The 17180-nt window shown below is 53.9% G+C and carries 21 protein-coding genes and 1 tRNA gene; 5 read left to right on the top strand and 17 right to left on the bottom strand.

Going from position 1 to position 17180, the window contains the following annotated elements; genetic code table 11:
- Positions 1–43 precede the first annotated feature (43 nt).
- The 7 genes from CPH65_RS18690 to CPH65_RS24880 form a co-directional block, all read right to left on the bottom strand.
- On the bottom strand, positions 44–847 hold the full coding sequence (locus CPH65_RS18690) for an MBL fold metallo-hydrolase (protein WP_096175259.1): 804 nt from the start codon (positions 845–847) through the stop codon (positions 44–46).
- Between the two features lie 20 nt (positions 848–867).
- The gene (locus CPH65_RS18685) at positions 868–1662 is read right to left on the bottom strand and encodes a TatD family hydrolase (protein ID WP_096175258.1); all 795 of its coding nucleotides are present in this window, start codon (positions 1660–1662) and stop codon (positions 868–870) included.
- Positions 1663–1664: 2 nt separating this feature from the next.
- A complete protein-coding gene (gene metG, locus CPH65_RS18680; protein ID WP_096175257.1) occupies positions 1665–3230 on the bottom strand; it encodes a methionine--tRNA ligase in 1566 nt (521 codons plus the stop codon).
- Between the two features lie 163 nt (positions 3231–3393).
- On the bottom strand, positions 3394–4476 hold the full coding sequence (locus CPH65_RS18675; RefSeq protein ID WP_096175256.1) for a DNA polymerase III subunit delta': 1083 nt from the start codon (positions 4474–4476) through the stop codon (positions 3394–3396).
- On the bottom strand, positions 4477–5190 hold the full coding sequence (gene tmk, locus CPH65_RS18670) for a dTMP kinase (RefSeq protein WP_096175255.1): 714 nt from the start codon (positions 5188–5190) through the stop codon (positions 4477–4479).
- A 153-nt stretch (positions 5191–5343) separates the two neighbouring features.
- On the bottom strand, positions 5344–6462 hold the full coding sequence (locus CPH65_RS18665) for a D-alanyl-D-alanine carboxypeptidase family protein (protein ID WP_244574449.1): 1119 nt from the start codon (positions 6460–6462) through the stop codon (positions 5344–5346).
- Between the two features lie 234 nt (positions 6463–6696).
- On the bottom strand, positions 6697–7932 hold the full coding sequence (locus CPH65_RS24880) for a septal ring lytic transglycosylase RlpA family protein (RefSeq protein WP_096175253.1): 1236 nt from the start codon (positions 7930–7932) through the stop codon (positions 6697–6699).
- Between the two features lie 543 nt (positions 7933–8475).
- Here CPH65_RS24880 and CPH65_RS18655 point away from each other — a divergent pair.
- The 4 genes from CPH65_RS18655 to CPH65_RS18645 all read left to right on the top strand — a co-directional run bounded on the left by CPH65_RS18655 (position 8476) and on the right by CPH65_RS18645 (position 10675).
- Positions 8476–8563: transfer RNA gene (locus CPH65_RS18655), tRNA-Ser, on the top strand.
- 132 nt (positions 8564–8695) lie between these two features.
- Positions 8696–10015 (top strand): DUF6538 domain-containing protein, encoded by a 1320-nt coding sequence (locus tag CPH65_RS18650; RefSeq protein WP_096175252.1) that lies wholly within the window; start codon positions 8696–8698, stop codon positions 10013–10015.
- 142 nt (positions 10016–10157) lie between these two features.
- On the top strand, positions 10158–10322 hold the full coding sequence (locus CPH65_RS24005; protein ID WP_157747798.1) for a hypothetical protein: 165 nt from the start codon (positions 10158–10160) through the stop codon (positions 10320–10322).
- Positions 10323–10402: 80 nt separating this feature from the next.
- Complete coding sequence (locus CPH65_RS18645; RefSeq protein WP_096175251.1) at positions 10403–10675, top strand: hypothetical protein; 273 nt, start codon at positions 10403–10405, stop codon at positions 10673–10675.
- Between the two features lie 40 nt (positions 10676–10715).
- Here CPH65_RS18645 and CPH65_RS18640 read toward each other — a convergent pair whose 3' ends face one another.
- From CPH65_RS18640 to CPH65_RS18620, 5 genes are all read right to left on the bottom strand, one after another.
- A complete protein-coding gene (locus tag CPH65_RS18640) occupies positions 10716–11099 on the bottom strand; it encodes a hypothetical protein (RefSeq protein ID WP_096175250.1) in 384 nt (127 codons plus the stop codon).
- Positions 11100–11792 (bottom strand): hypothetical protein, encoded by a 693-nt coding sequence (locus tag CPH65_RS18635; protein ID WP_157747797.1) that lies wholly within the window; start codon positions 11790–11792, stop codon positions 11100–11102. It lies immediately after the preceding gene.
- Positions 11792–12088, bottom strand: a complete 297-nt coding sequence (locus tag CPH65_RS18630; protein WP_157747796.1) for a hypothetical protein — start codon at positions 12086–12088, stop codon at positions 11792–11794. The genes CPH65_RS18635 and CPH65_RS18630 overlap by 1 nt, the downstream gene beginning before the upstream one ends.
- Before the next feature lie 68 nt (positions 12089–12156).
- A complete protein-coding gene (locus CPH65_RS18625; protein ID WP_096175247.1) occupies positions 12157–12957 on the bottom strand; it encodes a hypothetical protein in 801 nt (266 codons plus the stop codon).
- Between the two features lie 185 nt (positions 12958–13142).
- On the bottom strand, positions 13143–13583 hold the full coding sequence (locus CPH65_RS18620; RefSeq protein WP_096175246.1) for a D-Ala-D-Ala carboxypeptidase family metallohydrolase: 441 nt from the start codon (positions 13581–13583) through the stop codon (positions 13143–13145).
- A 292-nt stretch (positions 13584–13875) separates the two neighbouring features.
- Here CPH65_RS18620 and CPH65_RS18615 point away from each other — a divergent pair, with 292 nt between their 5' ends.
- Positions 13876–14082, top strand: a complete 207-nt coding sequence (locus tag CPH65_RS18615) for a hypothetical protein (protein WP_096175245.1) — start codon at positions 13876–13878, stop codon at positions 14080–14082.
- 295 nt (positions 14083–14377) lie between these two features.
- On the opposite strand, the gene CPH65_RS18610 is transcribed toward CPH65_RS18615, so the two are convergent.
- The 5 genes from CPH65_RS18610 to CPH65_RS18590 form a co-directional block, all read right to left on the bottom strand.
- On the bottom strand, positions 14378–14938 hold the full coding sequence (locus CPH65_RS18610) for a hypothetical protein (protein WP_096175244.1): 561 nt from the start codon (positions 14936–14938) through the stop codon (positions 14378–14380).
- 47 nt (positions 14939–14985) lie between these two features.
- A complete protein-coding gene (locus CPH65_RS24155) occupies positions 14986–15237 on the bottom strand; it encodes a hypothetical protein (protein ID WP_096175243.1) in 252 nt (83 codons plus the stop codon).
- A 118-nt stretch (positions 15238–15355) separates the two neighbouring features.
- Complete coding sequence (locus CPH65_RS18600) at positions 15356–16474, bottom strand: phage late control D family protein (RefSeq protein ID WP_096175242.1); 1119 nt, start codon at positions 16472–16474, stop codon at positions 15356–15358.
- A 12-nt stretch (positions 16475–16486) separates the two neighbouring features.
- Positions 16487–16717 (bottom strand): tail protein X, encoded by a 231-nt coding sequence (locus CPH65_RS18595; protein ID WP_096175241.1) that lies wholly within the window; start codon positions 16715–16717, stop codon positions 16487–16489.
- 3 nt (positions 16718–16720) lie between these two features.
- Positions 16721–17173 (bottom strand): phage tail protein, encoded by a 453-nt coding sequence (locus CPH65_RS18590; protein ID WP_096175240.1) that lies wholly within the window; start codon positions 17171–17173, stop codon positions 16721–16723.
- Positions 17174–17180 lie beyond the last annotated feature (7 nt).

Below are 17180 nucleotides of genomic sequence, written 5' to 3'. Positions count from 1 at the left end.
TCCGCTTTGCTGGTTCAGCTTAGGCTTTGAGGCTGTTGTTTCGTCAGAAGGAAAAGACCATGCCGTCATGGGCCGGGACAACGCCGTCCGGCAAGTTTCGCACGAGCGTTTCGTAATCCATGTCGACATGCATGTGCGTCAGGATGGTTTTCTTCGGCTTGAGGCGGTCGACCCATTCAAGAACCTGATCGAGCATGAAGTGGCTTGGGTGCGGTGCATAACGCAAGGCGTCGACAATCCATACATCGAGCCCTTGGAGAAGATCGACCGTCGAAGGCTCCAGATCACTGACATCCGAGGAATAGGCCAGATCGCCGATGCGAAATCCCAGCGAGACGATGTCGCCATGGATCTGATTGTATGGCATGGCAACGATGTCGCCAGCAGGTCCCGAGATGGTAACCGGCGTGCCATGGTCAATGAGCTGGGCTTCAAGAATGGGCGGATAGGAACTGCCTTCTGGTGTTTCGAGGCAATAGCCGAAGGCTTCCCGAATGCGGTTGAGGGTCAGATCATTGGCGTAGATCTGAACACGCTCGCGGCGATTGAAGACAAAGGCTCGAAGGTCATCAATGCCATGCAAATGATCGGCATGCGGATGGGTATAAAGAACGCCATCAACCCAGCTGATGCCGGTCTGGAGCATCTGCTGACGAAAATCCGGGCCGGTATCGATCAGCGCCCGCGTGACCTCATTCCCGTCTGCCTTTTCGATCAGGACCGAACAACGCATACGGCGGTTCTTCGGATTGGATGGATCGCACTTTCCCCAGTCATTGCCGACACGCGGCACGCCCGGTGAAGAGCCGCAGCCCAGAATGTGCATTGTCAATCCGCTGTTCGCCATGGGGTGTTCGATCTATCCCTTTATCCTGCTTGTCCGCTGACGGGCTTTGCCTTTGAAAAGAAACGGAAAAAGTTGTCCGTCGTGATGCGCGTGATTTCCTCAAGGGATACGCCCTTGACCTCGGCCAGTACGGCGGCGGTGTGTGCCACATAGGCCGGTTCGTTGCGTTTGCCGCGATATGGCATCGGCGCAAGATAAGGAGCGTCGGTCTCCACCAGCAAGCGATCCAGCGGCACATCGGCCACGATATCCCGGATATCCTGACTGCGTCTAAAGGTCAGAATGCCGGAAAGGGAGACATACATGCCCATGTCGACGGCTCGCATGGCCAGTTCGCGCCCGGACGAAAAGCAATGGAGAAGTGCGGGGTAGGCCCCCTCCTCCATGCCTTCGCTCAGGATTGAGATCATGTCTTCGTCTGCATCGCGGGAATGGATCACCAGCGGCAGTCCGGTCATGCGGGCAGCGTTGATGTGGGTTCGCAGGCCTTGCGCCTGTGCTTCTCGCGGGGCGTTGTCATAGAAATAGTCAAGGCCAGCCTCGCCAATGGCAACGCATTTGGGATGCTCGGCTAGTTTGGCGATGTCTTCGGCTGAAAAGTCGAGTTCCTCATCAGCATTGTGCGGATGGGTGCCGACCGAGCAGAAGATGTTGTCATGAGCCTCGGCAATCGCCTTGACCTGATCGAACTGGCGGATGCGTGTGCTGATGGTGACCATATGGCCGACACCCGCCAATTCGGCGCGACGGATCACGTCGCCCAATTCTTCCTTGAAGTCGGGAAAGTCGAGATGGCAATGGCTGTCGACCAGCATGATCAGGCCTTTTCTTCTTCTTCGCTCTTCTCGACATAGCGCGGGAAGACCGGACTTGGTTTTTCAATTGGCGTGCCCGGCTTCAAGCGTCCTGTGTCACCAAGCGAGGCAAAGTTGCGATCAGCCGCATCAAGGGCAAACAGATCAAGTAGCTTTTCTGCCGATGCCGGAATGAAGGGCTGGGCCAGAATGCCAACCTGACGAATGACCTCGGCGGTGACATAGAGCACAGTTTTCATGCGATCGAAATCGGTTTTGCGAAGCGCCCAAGGTTCCTGGCTGGCAAAATAGCGGTTCGCTTCGCCAACGGTGTCCCAGATGGTTTCCAGTGCCTTGTGAATGAGGTTCTTGTCCATGAAGGCCTGACACTTGGCGCGCATGGCGTCGGCCTGATCAAGGATTGCCTTATCTTCGTCGCTGAAGGCGCTAGGTTCCGGCAGGGCATTGTCGCAGTTTTTGGCGATCATCGACAGCGAACGGCTGGCAAGGTTGCCAAGATCATTGGCGAGATCGGCATTGGTGCGGTTGACGATGGCTTCGTGGCTGTAGTTGCCATCCTGCCCGAAAGGCACTTCACGCATGAAGAAGAAACGCGTCTGATCAAGGCCATATTCTTCAATCAATCCAAAGGGATCGATGACGTTGCCGACCGATTTGGACATCTTTTCGCCGCGGTTGAACAGGAAGCCGTGGGCATAGACACGCTTGGGCAGAGGCACACCGGCAGACATCAGGAAGGCCGGCCAGTAGACGGCGTGAAAACGGATGATGTCCTTGCCGATGATGTGGGTCGCGTTGGACCAGAAATGCTTGAATTTTTCACTCTCGGTATCGGGATATCCAATCGAGGTGATGTAGTTCGTCAGGGCGTCAACCCAGACATACATGACGTGATTGTCCGTGCCCGGAACCGGAATGCCCCAGTCGAACGTAGTGCGGGAAATGGACAGATCGCGCAAGCCACCCTTGACGAAGCTGATGACTTCGTTGCGGCGCTCGGACGGGCCCATGAAATCCGGATTGGCTTCGTAAAGCTCCAGCAGTTTGTCCTGATAGCTCGAGAGCCGGAAGAAATAGCTCTCTTCTTCGGTCCATTCAACCGGTGACCCCTGCGGGCCATAGCGCACACCATCCTCGCGGACTTCAGTTTCGCTTTCGGCATAAAAGGCCTCGTCACGGACCGAATACCAGCCGGCGTAGCTGTCCAGATAGATGTCGCCGTTGGCTTCCATCGCCTTCCAGATCGCTTTTGACGCCTCGTGATGGCGCGGTTGGGTCGTGCGGATGAAGTCATCGTTGGAGCAATTGAGTGCCTTGGCCATGGCTTCGAACACCGGAGCGTTGCGGTCGGCCAGTTCAGCTGCGGTCAGGCCGATCTTCTCGGCAGTCTGCTGCATCTTCTGGCCGTGCTCGTCGGTTCCGGTCACGAAGAAAACATCAAAGCCATCCAGTCGCTTGAAGCGCGCCATCGCGTCCGTCGCCATCATCTCATAGGCGTGACCAATGTGTGGTGCGCCGTTGGGATAAGAGATTGCTGTAGAGATGAAGAACGGTTTTCTGTCTGTCATGCCGATGGTCGTTTTCTAATGTTCGATTGATGAGGGAGTGGCTGTTGGCACACCGGGTTTTAGGGCGTTGCCTTCATTCTGCTCCAAAAGTCCATAGTGGTTTTGGGCGATGGTGCCTTTGCCGTCAAGGCCTTTTGTCGTTTTCTCGGTGGACAGCGGACAGTCAGGAACCCTTGGACGCCTTTGCGATCATGCGCATCACTTCGATGACGGTCTGCTTCTTGTCGAGATTGAAAATCTGGGTTTGCCGGATCATCTCGCCACTTTCCTCCCATGCTTGGGACAGCGGATACAGATCGGCATTTCTGATGCCATCCTTGTTGTGCTGTTCATGCAGTCGTTTGGAGAGATAGCGCTGAACGAGATCGGCAAAGCCGGAAAAGCGCTCTTCCTTGCCGCGTTGGCTAATCATCTCGGCGAACGCATTCATGCTCTCATAGTCCGGTGCAAAGGGTGGCTTGAGCAGACGCTCGAAGGCATGCACGACAATGAGCCCATCCTCGGATTGCATTTCGGCGGCCCGTCGAACGGAGCCATCACATATTTCGCTCAGGCGTTCGGCGTCTTTGCCTTCGGCGATTTCAAGATCTGTGATCGCCTCTGTCAGCTCTGGGTTCTCTAACGGTGTAAAGGGCAGTTTGCGGCAGCGGGACCGGATTGTCGGTAGAAGGCGTCCCGGCGCATGAGAGATCAGGAAGAACACCGTGCGTTCGGGCGGCTCTTCGAGGATTTTCAGCAGCGCATTGGCCGCGTTGCTGTTGAGATCATCTGCCGGATCGACAATGCACACACGCCAGGTGTTTTCCCCTGCCGTGGAGCCAAAAAAGCCAACTGTGCGGCGGACTTCATCGACGGTGATCTCGGTCTTGAACTTCTTGCCCTTCTGGTCATAGGGACGGTCGATCAGCAAAAGGTTCGGATGAGCCAAATTGCCCACCTGCCGCGTGATGCTGCTCTCCGGGTTCACATCAAGGCTTTGTGCTCCTGCGTCATCAAGAAGCCCTCCTCCAGTGTTCTGCAGACGGCCTTCTGCGAACATGAAGCGGGCGGCCCGAAAGGCGAACGTGGCTTTGCCGATCCCTTTGGGGCCTGTGAGCAGCCAAGCGTGATGCATTTTGGATGATTGCCAGGTCGACAGAAAGGTCTGCTCGGCCTCGGCATGGCCGTGAAAGGCGAGTTGCAAATGAGGTGGTGGCAGGGTCTGCAACTGGTCAAAGACCTGATTGTCGGTGTTTTGATCTGCCATCTAGGCCTCTTCTGCCTCATTTTGCTCCGATGTCTGATCGGCATCGCGTTTTTCTTGCTCGGCCTTCGCCGGCTTGATCAGCACATTTTCGACCGTCCGCCAGATATCGAAGGCGATTTCGTCAATCGTCTGGGATGCATCGATGACGCGGCAGCGATCCGGATTGCGCGTCGCCAGTTGAAGAAAGGCGTTGCGGCGATTTTCGTGGATGGTGATATCCTCGCGCTCAAACCGATCAACGGCTTCGCTTGCCTTTCGGCGGGCATTGGCCCTGTGCAGACCGACATCGGCCCTGAGATCAAGAATGAATGTCAGATCCGGCTTGTGTCCATTGATGGCGATGCGTTCGAGACTGTCGACCAGTTCGGGCGCAACGTCGTCGCTTTCGCCCTGATAGACACGGGTGGAGTCCATGAAACGGTCACACAGAACCCACTTGCCCTGCTCAAGCGCAGGTTCGATCTTGCTGTCAACATGATCGGCCCGTGCTGCAGCGAACAGAATGGCCTCTCCGCTTGGGCCCAGTCCCATCTTGTCGGCCAGACCCGAAAGAAGAACATGGCGCACCGCTTCCGCCCATGGAGATCCGCCGGGTTCACGTGAGGAGATACACTCAATGCCCTTGGTCTTCAAATACTCGGAAAGCAGGCGTATCTGGGTCGTTTTGCCGACCCCTTCCCCACCTTCAAAGGTTATGAATTTTCCTCGTTGCATTCGCGACTCATTCCATGCGGACCCTAGTTGGGGGACAATATTATTCAAATGACGCGCCGTTGCACCCTCTTGGGGGAGCGAAAAGTGCGTCTGTCCCTGAAATTATGGTCTTCGCATGCAGGTTGGCTGCCCAGTTGGGTGGTCAGCTGACAGCTAGAGCCAGCCGAGCAGAAGCTCTTCGACGCCATCGATCGCACGCTGGGTCATGCTGCCCATACCGATGGATTCTCCGGTGATGAGAGACGTTTCGAGGATGAGCTTATCATCCGCCCAGACCTTGAGCGTTGCCACTTCCTGCCCTTCATCAATGGGGGCTTCGAGCGGACCATTGTAGTAGACGCGGGCTTTCAGGCGTCCTTGATTGGCGCGCGCCATGAACAGATTGACCGGCCGTTCGCTGACGAGAACGACCTCGGATTTGTTGCCGCCATGCACGCTGGCAAAGGCGATTTCCTCGTCGGCGTCATAGATGCGCTTCGAGACGAACGCCCTGAAGCCCCAGTCGATGATCTTTCGGGCTTCTTCGCGCCGTTCCTTCTTGGATTTCATGCCACCCAGAACGGCAATCAGGCGCTGGTTGTTACGAGCCGCTGAGGCGACAACACCATATCCGGCCGCTTGGGTATGTCCCGTTTTCAGGCCGTCAGCGCCTTCTGTTGCGCCAAGGATCGGATTGCGGTTGCGTTGGGTGATATTGTTCCAGGTAAATTCGGGAATGGCGAAATAATGATAGAGATCGGGATATTCTTCGATCAGATGACGGGCGAGATGGGCCAGATCGCGCGCCGTGACATATTGATCTTCCGCGGGTAAGCCGGTTGAATTGGCAAAGCGTGAGTGCTTGAGGCCGATTTCTTCCGCTCTCCGGTTCATCAACTGGGCGAAGGTGGCCTCGTTACCTGCCATCCCTTCGGCTACGGCGATGCAGGCATCGTTGCCGGACTGTACGATGATGCCATGAAGAAGATCATCGAGGGAAACAGAAGAGTCGAGTTTGGCAAACATCGTCGAGCCGCCAGAATTGGCGCCGCCTTTGCGCCAGGCGTTTTCGGAAATCAGGAATTCGTCATCAAGACTCAATTCGTTGTTCTTCAGAGCATGAAATACGACTTCGATGGTCATCAACTTGGCCAGAGATGCTGGTGGCATCTGCTCGTCTTCATCCTTGGAGAAGAGGGTGGCGCCGGAGTCGAAGTCCATCAGTGTGGCGTGTTTGGCGCTGGTCTGATAGAGCTGCGCTGCGGATGGCATGACCATCAGAGTAAGGCTCATTCCGACAAATATAGAATAAATAGCCAAACGTCTTGTAATATCGTTGAGCATACATCCCCTCCCAGCGCACAATAACTCTTTACTCAAACAGACCTATGCGAAAGCATGGACAGTAAATGCCTGTACGCGGATCCCACACAGCTATGGCGATACTACATAAGCTGGTGCAAAAGTGAAAGGATCCTTACCGAAATCGGCAAGGATTTGAAATGAAATTTTGTTGAACTTGACCGATCAACTGCTTTTGAGGCCAAATTTTTCCTTCAACTGATCGATATCAGACCACAAAACGCCGGATTTCAATCTGGTGATCCGCAAGGACACCAGACCACTGCCTTCTGCTGAAAGATCAACCGCAGCCAAAGCTGCAAATTCCTCGGCAATCCGCCGCGCATATGCCGGTTCTAAGGAACCGATGATCCTGTTGGTTGCCACGGATGGAGCGGGCTTTTTGCCTGATGTCTTCTTCCGCTTCAGGGCCTGCTGCAAGGCGTTTTGTTTGGGGGTGTCGAACAGCATGGCAATGGCTTCATGCGCCCTTCTCACACGCTGGGAGCTTTGTTCGGCATAGTTGAGCTGAACCGGGGCAATCTGAGCGAAGTTGATCGGCGCGGCCGGGTTGGCCTCATCTGGCGGAAAGTAGCCGTCCCCCACAAGATCAATCGGTGCCCAACCGTTTTCGGGAGCCTCAGCGAGTTGCACGGGCGTGGGAAAGGACAAAGAGGTTTTGGGGGCGTCCGGCTCACCCAGATTTGGCAGGTGCGCCAACAGGAAGGTGCCGCGCTGTTTGGAGGGCTTCTTCTTGGCCGGCGCTGCAGAGGCGACCATCACCTCAGGCGCCGCACGGTCCTGACCTTCAGCCGGTACGGCCCGGCGGTCGTCGCCGATTTTCTGTCCGGGTGCGCGATAAGACGCTTCAAGATATCTCGCATCCTTGCCATCCATGCGGGCCTTGCCAACATACTTCACACGGACATTCGCGATGCCGTCGTTTTTAAAGCTGAGCACTTCGGCGACGCGTTTGGAAAGGTCGATGACGCGGTTATGGGCGTATGGGCCACGATCGTTCACCCGGACGATGACCGAGCGGCCGTTCTTCAGATTGGTCACGCGCACATAGGACGGCAGTGGCAGCGTCGGATGAGCCGCCGTCAATTCATTCATGTTGAAGATTTCGCCGTTGGCGGTCAGGCGGCCATGAAAGTCATCCCCGTACCAAGATGCCTTGCCGGTCTTTTCGTAATTCGGCTGATGCTTGGGGACATAGGTCCGGCCGGCGACCTTGTAAGGTCGGCCGATTTTGTAGTGCCCTCCACCCTTTTTGAAATGGCTCTTGTCCGTGGCGACGCGTGTACTGGCGGATACGCCATACTTGGGGTCGTAGCGCCCCTTTTTGTTTTTGGACGTCGTGCCGGAGCAGGCAACCAGCGAAACGGACAGCGCCGCGATCGCAAAGAAGCGTAAAGACATTAAAGGTGTCCCTTGAGCGTTAAGAGGCGGCTGTAGGTCCCTTTTGAGGACCCATCTGATCAAATCTGACATGTCGACAGCACTCACAACTGTTTCGCCGACCAAGCGTTTCTCTTGCGAAGTAACCTAAAGCATCAAGGTTAATGGCACAAGGCGCTCGCGTCTGTGGCCTCATTCTAGCTCGCAAAGAATTGTTATGAATGAAGTGCGCATGAGATGCCAGCAAATTTAACGAATTCGTGCTTCTATGGTAAAGAATTCGTTAGTATGCAAGGGAAAAAGCGCGCAATGTCGATAACCTTGTTGACGCCCGCGGGGCTTTGCCCTGTGGAGCAATCCTCCCTTGTTTCCTGCCCTGCCCCAGGTTTTCTCGCTTACTGATTCCTCGTCGGATCATGCGGCAGCAAGTGAGCGGTTCCATCTGACCGACATGTTTTGCGCAAGGCCTTTTCAACAATCATTTCATAAACTGGATGCAAACTGGATATGCAGACTTGCATTTGGTGGGAAATAGCGGCAAAAGGGCGTCCATCATCTGACGCCGGAGGGGTGGCAGAGTGGTCGATTGCGGCGGTCTTGAAAACCGTTGGGCTTCACGGTCCCGGGGGTTCGAATCCCTCCCCCTCCGCCATTTGATTTTATCCTAAGATGTTGTTTTCATTGATTTAATCTGAGTTTATGCACACTCGATTTTGCCATTCATTGCCAATTGTACTACTAAATGTACTGCATTTTGTACTACAATTTGAGATGGTCTATAGGAATGGCTGACTATTTACAGCGTCGTGGGCGACATTATTACTATAATCGCCGTGTGCCAAAACGTCTTGTTGAAATCGAGGGTGCGACAGATATCAAGCTCTCTCTCAAAACTGACTCCTATGACTTAGCGAAGTCAAAAGCAATCGCAATCAATAGCAAAATCGAGCTTCGTTGGGATGCGCTACTGGCCTCGCGATCAGGTGATGCCGAGGAGCAATGGCAGGCTGCTCAAAAACTCGCGCGCTCTTTTGGCGTAACTTACGTCTCAGCGGATAAATTGCTAGAGGATGAGGTATCTGGCCTTGTTAGGCGGCTGGAGCTCATTGAGCAGTCAGGAAGGATCGAAAGCAAAGTTGTTGCTGATGCTCTCTTGGGGACAGCGGATCAACCGAGCCTAACTTTATCAAAGGCACTCTCTTATTTTTGGGATCTCAGCAAGACGGATACGCAAGGAAAAAGCCCTAACCAGGTCCGTAAATATAAAAATCCCCGCGAGAAGGCATTTCGAAACTATATCGCCATCAAGGGCGATCAGGTGCTTACGAGTGTGACGCGGGCCGATGCTCTTGATTTTCGGGATTGGTGGGCAGACCGCATCGTCAATGAAGGACTCACGCCAAACAGCGCCAACAAAGACATTGGATATCTGGATATCATTTGCAATCGCGTTTGTGATGCCAAGCGGTTGGAATGGGAGAAGCCATTCAAGGGGCTGAAATTCCGTGAAACTGAGCCTCTCAAAACACCACCTTACTCAACTGAGTTTTTGACTGCCAATTTCTTCAATCGGCAGTCTCTTAGCACTCTGAATGAAGATCAACAGCTCATGTTTTATATGTTAATAGAGACCGGCGCGCGACCGGGCGAAATCATCAACATGAAGCCGGAGCAGATAAAACTAAACCATCCCATTCCTCACATCGAGATCCGGCCATCCAATGGTCGTGAGTTAAAAACTAGAAATGCCGTCAGGTCTATTCCATTGGTTGGCATATCCCTTTGGGCTGCAAAGCAGCGGCCAGAAGGGTTTCCAGTTTATGCGGACAGGGAAGATGCGGTCAGTGCAAACATCAATAAGTATCTGCGCGAGCATCAACTAAGAGAGACGCCGGGGCATACGGTCTATTCGCTGAGGGCGTCATTTCAAGATAGGCTTATTGCATTGCGCCACCCTGAATTAGGTCAGGTGCCAGAGCGAGTTCAGGCCGATCTGATGGGCCATGCGACCAACCGGCCTAAATATGGCCAAGGGGAAACCCTTGAGACCATGCAAAAATACTTATCTCACATGGCTTTATGTTTACCAATTTGGGCGAAATGACTAGTGTCTTTGTTATTGCTGTATCACTCAGGTTGGATTGTTCGCGCACAGTTAGGACTTTTCTAAAGTACCAACCCTCAATCGGTAGATTTGACAATGTTCTGGTTTAATAACCACTCATAGGAGTGATGAGTGGTTAGAAATGAAGCAAGAAAAACAAGACTGCCAAAGAGCATTTATTGAATTACTCGAACACCTTGATGTTATACAGTCGCAAGATGGCGTTGTAATTTATGGTGAAATACCAGATGGCTTGTGGAGCCGCATTCTCTGCATCCAAAAATGCATCACGTTGCGCAAAAAGTAGTATGCTATTAATGGTTGATTTACCTTGACCTATTGATGCGCTGTTGCTTCTATACAACTCTATTTAAGAAGAGTTGTAGTATGGTGTTGAGTGAGCGTGAGATGCTGCTGAAACAGCAGCGGGGCCTGAGTGCCATTATTGAAAATGCCAAATTAAACGTCAGAAAAGATGGGCGCGGAGCTACGTTATTTGTCATACTTGATGGCGATGAATTGGAGGCTCTCATAGAGGCCTGTGGTCAAGTCGATGACCTTGAGCCGGACATGGATGAGCAGAGCTTATCTGACGCTAACTCCTGCAGGGCACTAGCGCCTGATATGCGCGAACCTCAGATTGATAAAAACCAGACATAAAAAAAGCCCGCCGGATCACTCCAGCGGGCCACAGTCAACATCATCTTTTCCCAAGCGGTAACCTCGGATTCTCGCTCCAAGCTTTGGCCATTTTAAGCGCGCCTTCAAGCAGGGCAATGCCTGCAAAGCCGGTTATAAATGCGGCGGACGTGCGAGGATGCTCGATCGCGATGCCTATCGTCCCGAGCAGCTTGACCATCACCGGCTCGGTGATATCGGTCAGATAGGCGGCTGTCATCAGCCCGACAGCCAGAGCACCGATAAAATAGCAGGCCGCCCGAAAGACAACCAGACACCCCTCCCCCTTCAAGATCATCCGCCAGCTGACCACGATGGCCCGAGCCAGGGCACCAAAAAAACCCGGCACAAGATCCGGGCGTGAGCTTTGAGTGAGACCCAGAAGCTCCAAAAGCTTATCGGGCATTCAGTCGCGCTCCTCTTCTGGTGGCTTGGACGTTTTGCCGTCACACCACCAGGCACCCTTGGTCAGGGCGTTTCTGTCCTCGATCAGGCGGCCATTCTTCAGCCGCGCCCCATAGATCACGGCCATGCCCTCTTTATAGAGCTTCATGGCGAGGGATTGCCAGACAACCGGGTTCTTTGTGCCCTCGACCGGATAGAGCAAATCGCCAACCACCCGGCCAAAATACTTGCCGCCATGGATTTCGGTCAGGATGACAGGGTCGCCCGGATGCAACAGGCCCGCTTGTCGCGGCTCGCCTTGCAGCAGGGCTTTGCACTTCTTGCTCTTGACGGCATCAGTTCCCGCTACAAAAGCGGTCGCGCGACAGCCGAGCAGATTCTCATGTGCCTTGACATCATCAGGCACTTTTCCGTCGTGCCAAAGTGGGTGCATGGTGCAGCCGGTGCCGGACTTCTCGGGCGTATCAATGCCGGCAATGCGGACGGCGACATCTTCGACCTTGATATCAAGCCAGGGGCGCACATCGACCGATACCGTGTCCGCATCGATCACACGGCGCACGATGGCCGGAGTTCGCTTGCCTTCTCGAAACAGGGTTTCTCGATCCTGTTTCCAACCAGCCACCGCTCCGGAAATATGCCAGAACACCAAAAGCGTCAAACCGGACGCAACAAGACGGACAAGGTGTCGCATCATTTCGATTGCCTCATGAGTTGACAGGCGGGCTGCTGGCCATTGATAGCACAGATTTGCCGCCTGAGTGTGTATAGATCCGCCGCACAGACGCGTGACGCACTGTCGATCGGCATGGCTTCAAGCTCGTCGGCCAGCCGGTCGACAAACGCCTTTTCATAGGTTTTGAGCCGTGGCACAGGCAGCGCCGCTGGTCCCGAAGATCCAGGGCGCGGGCCGTCAGAGGTGACCCTCCCGGCGCAGGCGGTCAACAATGCCATCTGGGCCATCAGGACCAGGATTATCCAGCGCTGCATCTGCCGCCCTCCCTTCTGCCTCGCGGGCGCGCTGCTCTGCATCCGCACGGTGTTTTAGATCGTCGGCCCTATCGGCCTTGCGGCGCAGGATCCATTGGTCCAGACCGGCCATAAGGAGACGCAGGGCGAAGGTTAAAACCAGTTTCAGTGTTGACATCAGACCGAGACTCCAAGTTCATCAATTCCCGCCTGAAATTGCCCGCGATATAGGCCTCAAGCGCCTTTGGCGTCAGCCCGAAATGTTTGACCGCCTGTGGCCCCCGCTCGACGATATAGTCGGCAACAGTTTGCAAAATCTGATGACGGGTATAATAGGTTGGTGCGTGGGCGCTGACTTGCTCAAAAGCAATCTGATTGAGTTTGCTGGCGGCAATCTGCGCCAGACTTTCCCGGTGCTTTTCATCCAGCTCAACGCCGACATATTTTTTAAGCAGCTTTGCAACGATGCCCAGCAACGCCGTGAAGGCCGCAAGGATGACCGGTTCAAAAAACGGCATGATGAGATCAATCATCGGCTTGGTATCGATCGCATATGTCTCAGCCGCAAAAGCCGGACGCCCGATGGCGAGTCCGCCCGCCAGCGCCGCGCCGAACAGCAGCAAGAGGCGGATTTTGCGCGGCACTTCGAGCAGCCACAAGAGAATGACTGCTGGAAATACAATCACCAGCGGCAGCAAGACCTCTGCTCGCTTGGACATCGCGAACAAGGCACAACCCAAGACCAGACCAGCACAGACCGAAGCCAACGCCGAATAGACGCCGCCAGAGGGATAGCCCGCCAACAGAGGCGAAAAATGGACGTTGGAAAAGACAATGGCCAGCAGGGCGAAAATGACGAGCGGAACCGTCGCGAAAGATGAAATTCGCATGGGTAACTCCTATAAGACAAGGCGCGAATGCGCCGACGGCGCAAGCACGCGCCAGTCAAGGCAAGCCGCAACAGCGGCGACGCCGTAAGCACGCGCCAGTTAATTCCGCGCCAGTTAATTCCGCGCAGCGGAAATAACGAGAGCGTTAGGGTGATGTGATTTTGAGGTTTACGGAATTGAGGTGCTTAGCCGTGCCAGTCGGCATCCACGCCGCGCGTGTCGATGTGAACGAATGTGTCGTACAGCCCTATCCCGCCACTGAACGCGCCTCTGTCACGCCGCCACATCAGGCGGTCATAGCAATATTTCGGGGATCGGGTCGCGGCAGTGAAATCAAGCGCCGTGAATTCCATGTGTTGGCTGGCAGCTGCTTTGCTAATCACAGCATTGTAGGCCGGTGACCGATAAGCGCTGACGATCCGGATCGGCTCGCCAATGTCGCGCCGCAGCCATTCCAGCTGCTCAACCGTCTTGATAATGTTCCACCAAAGCTCGGGCGGAGGGTCGGTGTTGAGACCAAAGCCGGGATGTTGCGGATTGACATGAGCATCACCCTTGAAAAACGCCTCCGAAGCGGTGAAGTATGAGAAACCAAACCCCGCGAAGAATTGTTCAAAGCTCATCATGGCTTTTTCCTTTCGGCTTTGCTTTTACTGTTGGGATTGTAGAAATTGCAGCCACACCGCAGGCGCGCCTATGCGCTCTGGCGAATTCTTCACGTGATGGGGCGGGTGGCGGAATGTAACTAGAGCCACACGAAAGCAATCGGGCGAGAACAGCACGCAGCCACCCTCGCCCGCGATAAAACGCCAGCGTGATCATGGATCACCTCCAACAATGTAGGGAAAGCGCCGCCATTGCCAATCAGCAGCAATTGCGGTAGCAAAGTCTACGGGTAAAACCAAAAGGGGCATTCGAATGACCGATCAGCCGACCAATCCAGAGGATCCGTGGTTCAAGGTCATCACCCTGATCAACCGCGCGCTGCTCCTCACCGAAGGCAACACAAATGCCGCCGTCGTGAACTATCTACTGGCAATGGCAAAACAAGAGGCAGAGACCCAGCAGGAAGCCGGATCAGCTATGTTGCCGCGCCCAGAAGATACCCCGACACTGCTCAACTGATTGCGTTCGCAAAAAGACTAACTTCGATTTAGTCGTCGGTATACCGCATCATGCGGGCCAACATCGAGCAGTCTAAATCTTGTTTGATGAATTTGGAGAATGACCAATCTGTCGCTTCGGCCTGAACGAATGGTCCAACAATCGCGCAGGCCTTTGAACTTGTGCCTACGCAAACCGGGATGGTCGGGATCGGTACTTAGCTTTTTGACCGTCTCTGTCAGTCGCTTTTGCTGCTGTTGCGAAAGCTTTTTAAATGCACTGACAAACTGTTCGGTATACTCGATCTCGCAAGTCACTAATCCATCAACGCCTCTAGAAAAGAGACCGTATCCTGAGGTGAATTCGTTTTCGCGATGACCTTGTTGGTTGGATCATGTTTACCACGTAAAAACCTGACACCATCAGCATAAATCAGGATCACATCAATCTCGCGCTTGTAAAGACCCAAAACAACATCAAAATCCGCCTTTAAGTCCGATGCATGCGCAGGAGAAAGTCTTCTACATTCCTTCACAAGAGTGCTGACTTCCTTTTGGGATTTTCGATACAAAGCTACATATTTATCAGCACGATCTTCAATAATCTCAACGAGTCGATTCAGCGAGGAGATATGCTGACCAGACAACTCGTGTTCTGAGAAAGCGGTATCCAAGCTATGTAGTATCATTTGCCCGTCTCGTTCATATTTATCGAGAGACGCCCGTAAACTCGCAATCTGTTTCTGATTGGATTCCTTCATTGCAGCAAATCCAGCGTCGGCATCAAAAAACGGGCGTATGATTGCTGGTGGATCGCCTATGCGCTGAAGCGCAGCAGCCTCCAAAAGAGCGTGATCAATGCTTACATCCATATCCATACCCGCTTTTCTAGCACATTGTTGCTTATCTAACCACTTACAAGATCTCAACTGATCAGCTTCACAGCGCTCCACATGATTTCCTTGTTGTCACCACAGGCACGGCAACGAAACTTGTATTCAATTTCCTTCAACCGCATATACGGCGGATGGTGGGCATGCATCCGCTCGGTGCTGACCACAGCCTCATGCCCGCACGGGCACTTGAGACGCAACCATATGCCGGGCAAAAAGTCCCGCACCCGTACCTGCCATCGCGGCCCCAGGATTACAGTTTCCCACTCTTCAGATTTTTCCATTAGCCATCAGACCCGCTTGAGCAACCGGATCCGAATGTATGCCCGTTTTGTCAACCAGCACAAGAACAAAATAAGAACTTTTAAGGTCTTAAAGCCCTCTGCGTTGCAGAAGTGCCGATCACCCGTTGCCATACCATTTCTCTGCATAATTCGAGATCTTGCTTGGCGTGGTGCTTTTCGTGCTGCTAGTGCTGTTGGCTGTCTTTTTCGGTTTGCGCTTGTCTTTTCCAGCCTCACCTTGCGGCTGTTCGACATGGCAATTCGCAATCCAGCCCCCCGTGCTCAGGGTCATGTTGCATGACTTGATCCGATAGGTGCCATCGGACAGGCTGTCGGCACCGGATAGCACCAGCGGCGCACCTGCAAAAATATTAGCGTCGCCATCCAGCGTGACTGTGCCGGTTCCGTCAGCCCTGTCAGCGCCGTCTTTCTCTGAGGTGGCGCTTTGCTTTGCTTCGGCCTCGGTTGCCCGTGCGCCCGGTCGCTGGGCTTTGGCTTTGCCATCCTCTTTCTGATCAACATCTGCAATGGCCCATTCACCTTTTTCAAAGTCGAACCACGGCGCGGATTGTTTTTGATAGTTGGCGCGCGAAACGCGCGGCGTGATCTGCCAACTGATGAGATTGACGCCCCAAGTAGCCTGAACTGTTGGCAGTGTCTGACCGCTTACTGATTGGCCGCTGTTGGCGGCCACAAGAACCGGTACCCTCCCAAACAACTTGAAGCGAGCGCCTAACTCCTTGGCAATCCTATAAGATCCCTCTTCAAAACTTTCTCCGTCAAAAAGCTCATCATCCCGGATGATCTTAGCAATTGATTGGTCGATCTTTGGCGTCATAAGATCGGCCTTTTTCGCGGCGTCGCCGAGAATGTGCTCGATCGATTTTCTCTTGTAGGATAGCTGTAAGGGCTCTTTGCTCTTGCTAGTCGGATCGCCGGATGAACAATTGACCGTACATATCCGCCCGCCGCCGACGCTGCCTGACATGGCGGGCCGATCGACAAAACCGATGAAGCGGGTCACCATGCCTGCCCGTGTCCGTCCGATCCGGATCATAACCGGGTCATTCTTCTGTGGGCCAAAAATGCGGTCATCAGTATTGTCGAGCGTAATCGACGCGGTGTCACTGCCCTCGCCGTCCGCATCGTTGATGGTGATCGATTGAACATCGCTAAGGCTCGATCCGGAGATCATCACCGATCCGCCGACGATCACCTCATAATAAAAGGTCTGCATAGCGTCCGCCTATCAGCTGAAAATTTGGATCGGCTCGTCAGTGATCGAACTGATGTCATCCTCGATATAGGGGATCTTGATTTCCGTTCCGACGGCCAGCTTCATTTCGCCCGACAGACCGGGATTGAGATCAAGGGTGGTCTCCAAAAGGCCCGTCACCCGCAATCTGCCCCTGTGTCGCCACAGGAGCCGCGATAGAGTGAGGCCGATGGTCTTGACGATAACAGTTTCATAATCGGCCATGAATCACCTAAACAGCTCGCCAATGATGGATGTAATCCTGTTGAGGATTGTCGAAACCGTACCAAGCTTTGTCGGGCTTTCCGTTGCCTCTAGTTGGATAGAAAAATCAATCAAGCGACCAATGCCATCGATATCAATATGACGGTGACCGTTATTGATGCTGGTCACAACATACCAACCCAAAGGCTCCGTTACCCCGCGCGTAACAAAGATCGGCACAGCATCACGACAGGCGGATTGCAAATAGCGCATATGTCGCAATCCGCCGAATTGCTTGGGAGCGATCTTGCCGGATATTTCCAGCACATCATCCCCCTGCTTGGTTTTTTCATGGCGTGCCTTTGCGCCAAGGATCTCTTTGCGCACTGAGCCGCTAGTGGTGTTTTCGCTGACAGTCATGCCACCAAAAAGCCACCCCTCAACGATTAGTCCGTCAATCACAAATATCTCGGACATGTTGTCA

The organism is Cohaesibacter sp. ES.047 (genome assembly GCF_900215505.1).
GTDB lineage: Bacteria > Pseudomonadota > Alphaproteobacteria > Rhizobiales > Cohaesibacteraceae > Cohaesibacter.
The sequence above is the reverse complement of the archived record's forward strand: the minus strand, read 5'-3'. Positions and strand labels throughout refer to the sequence as shown.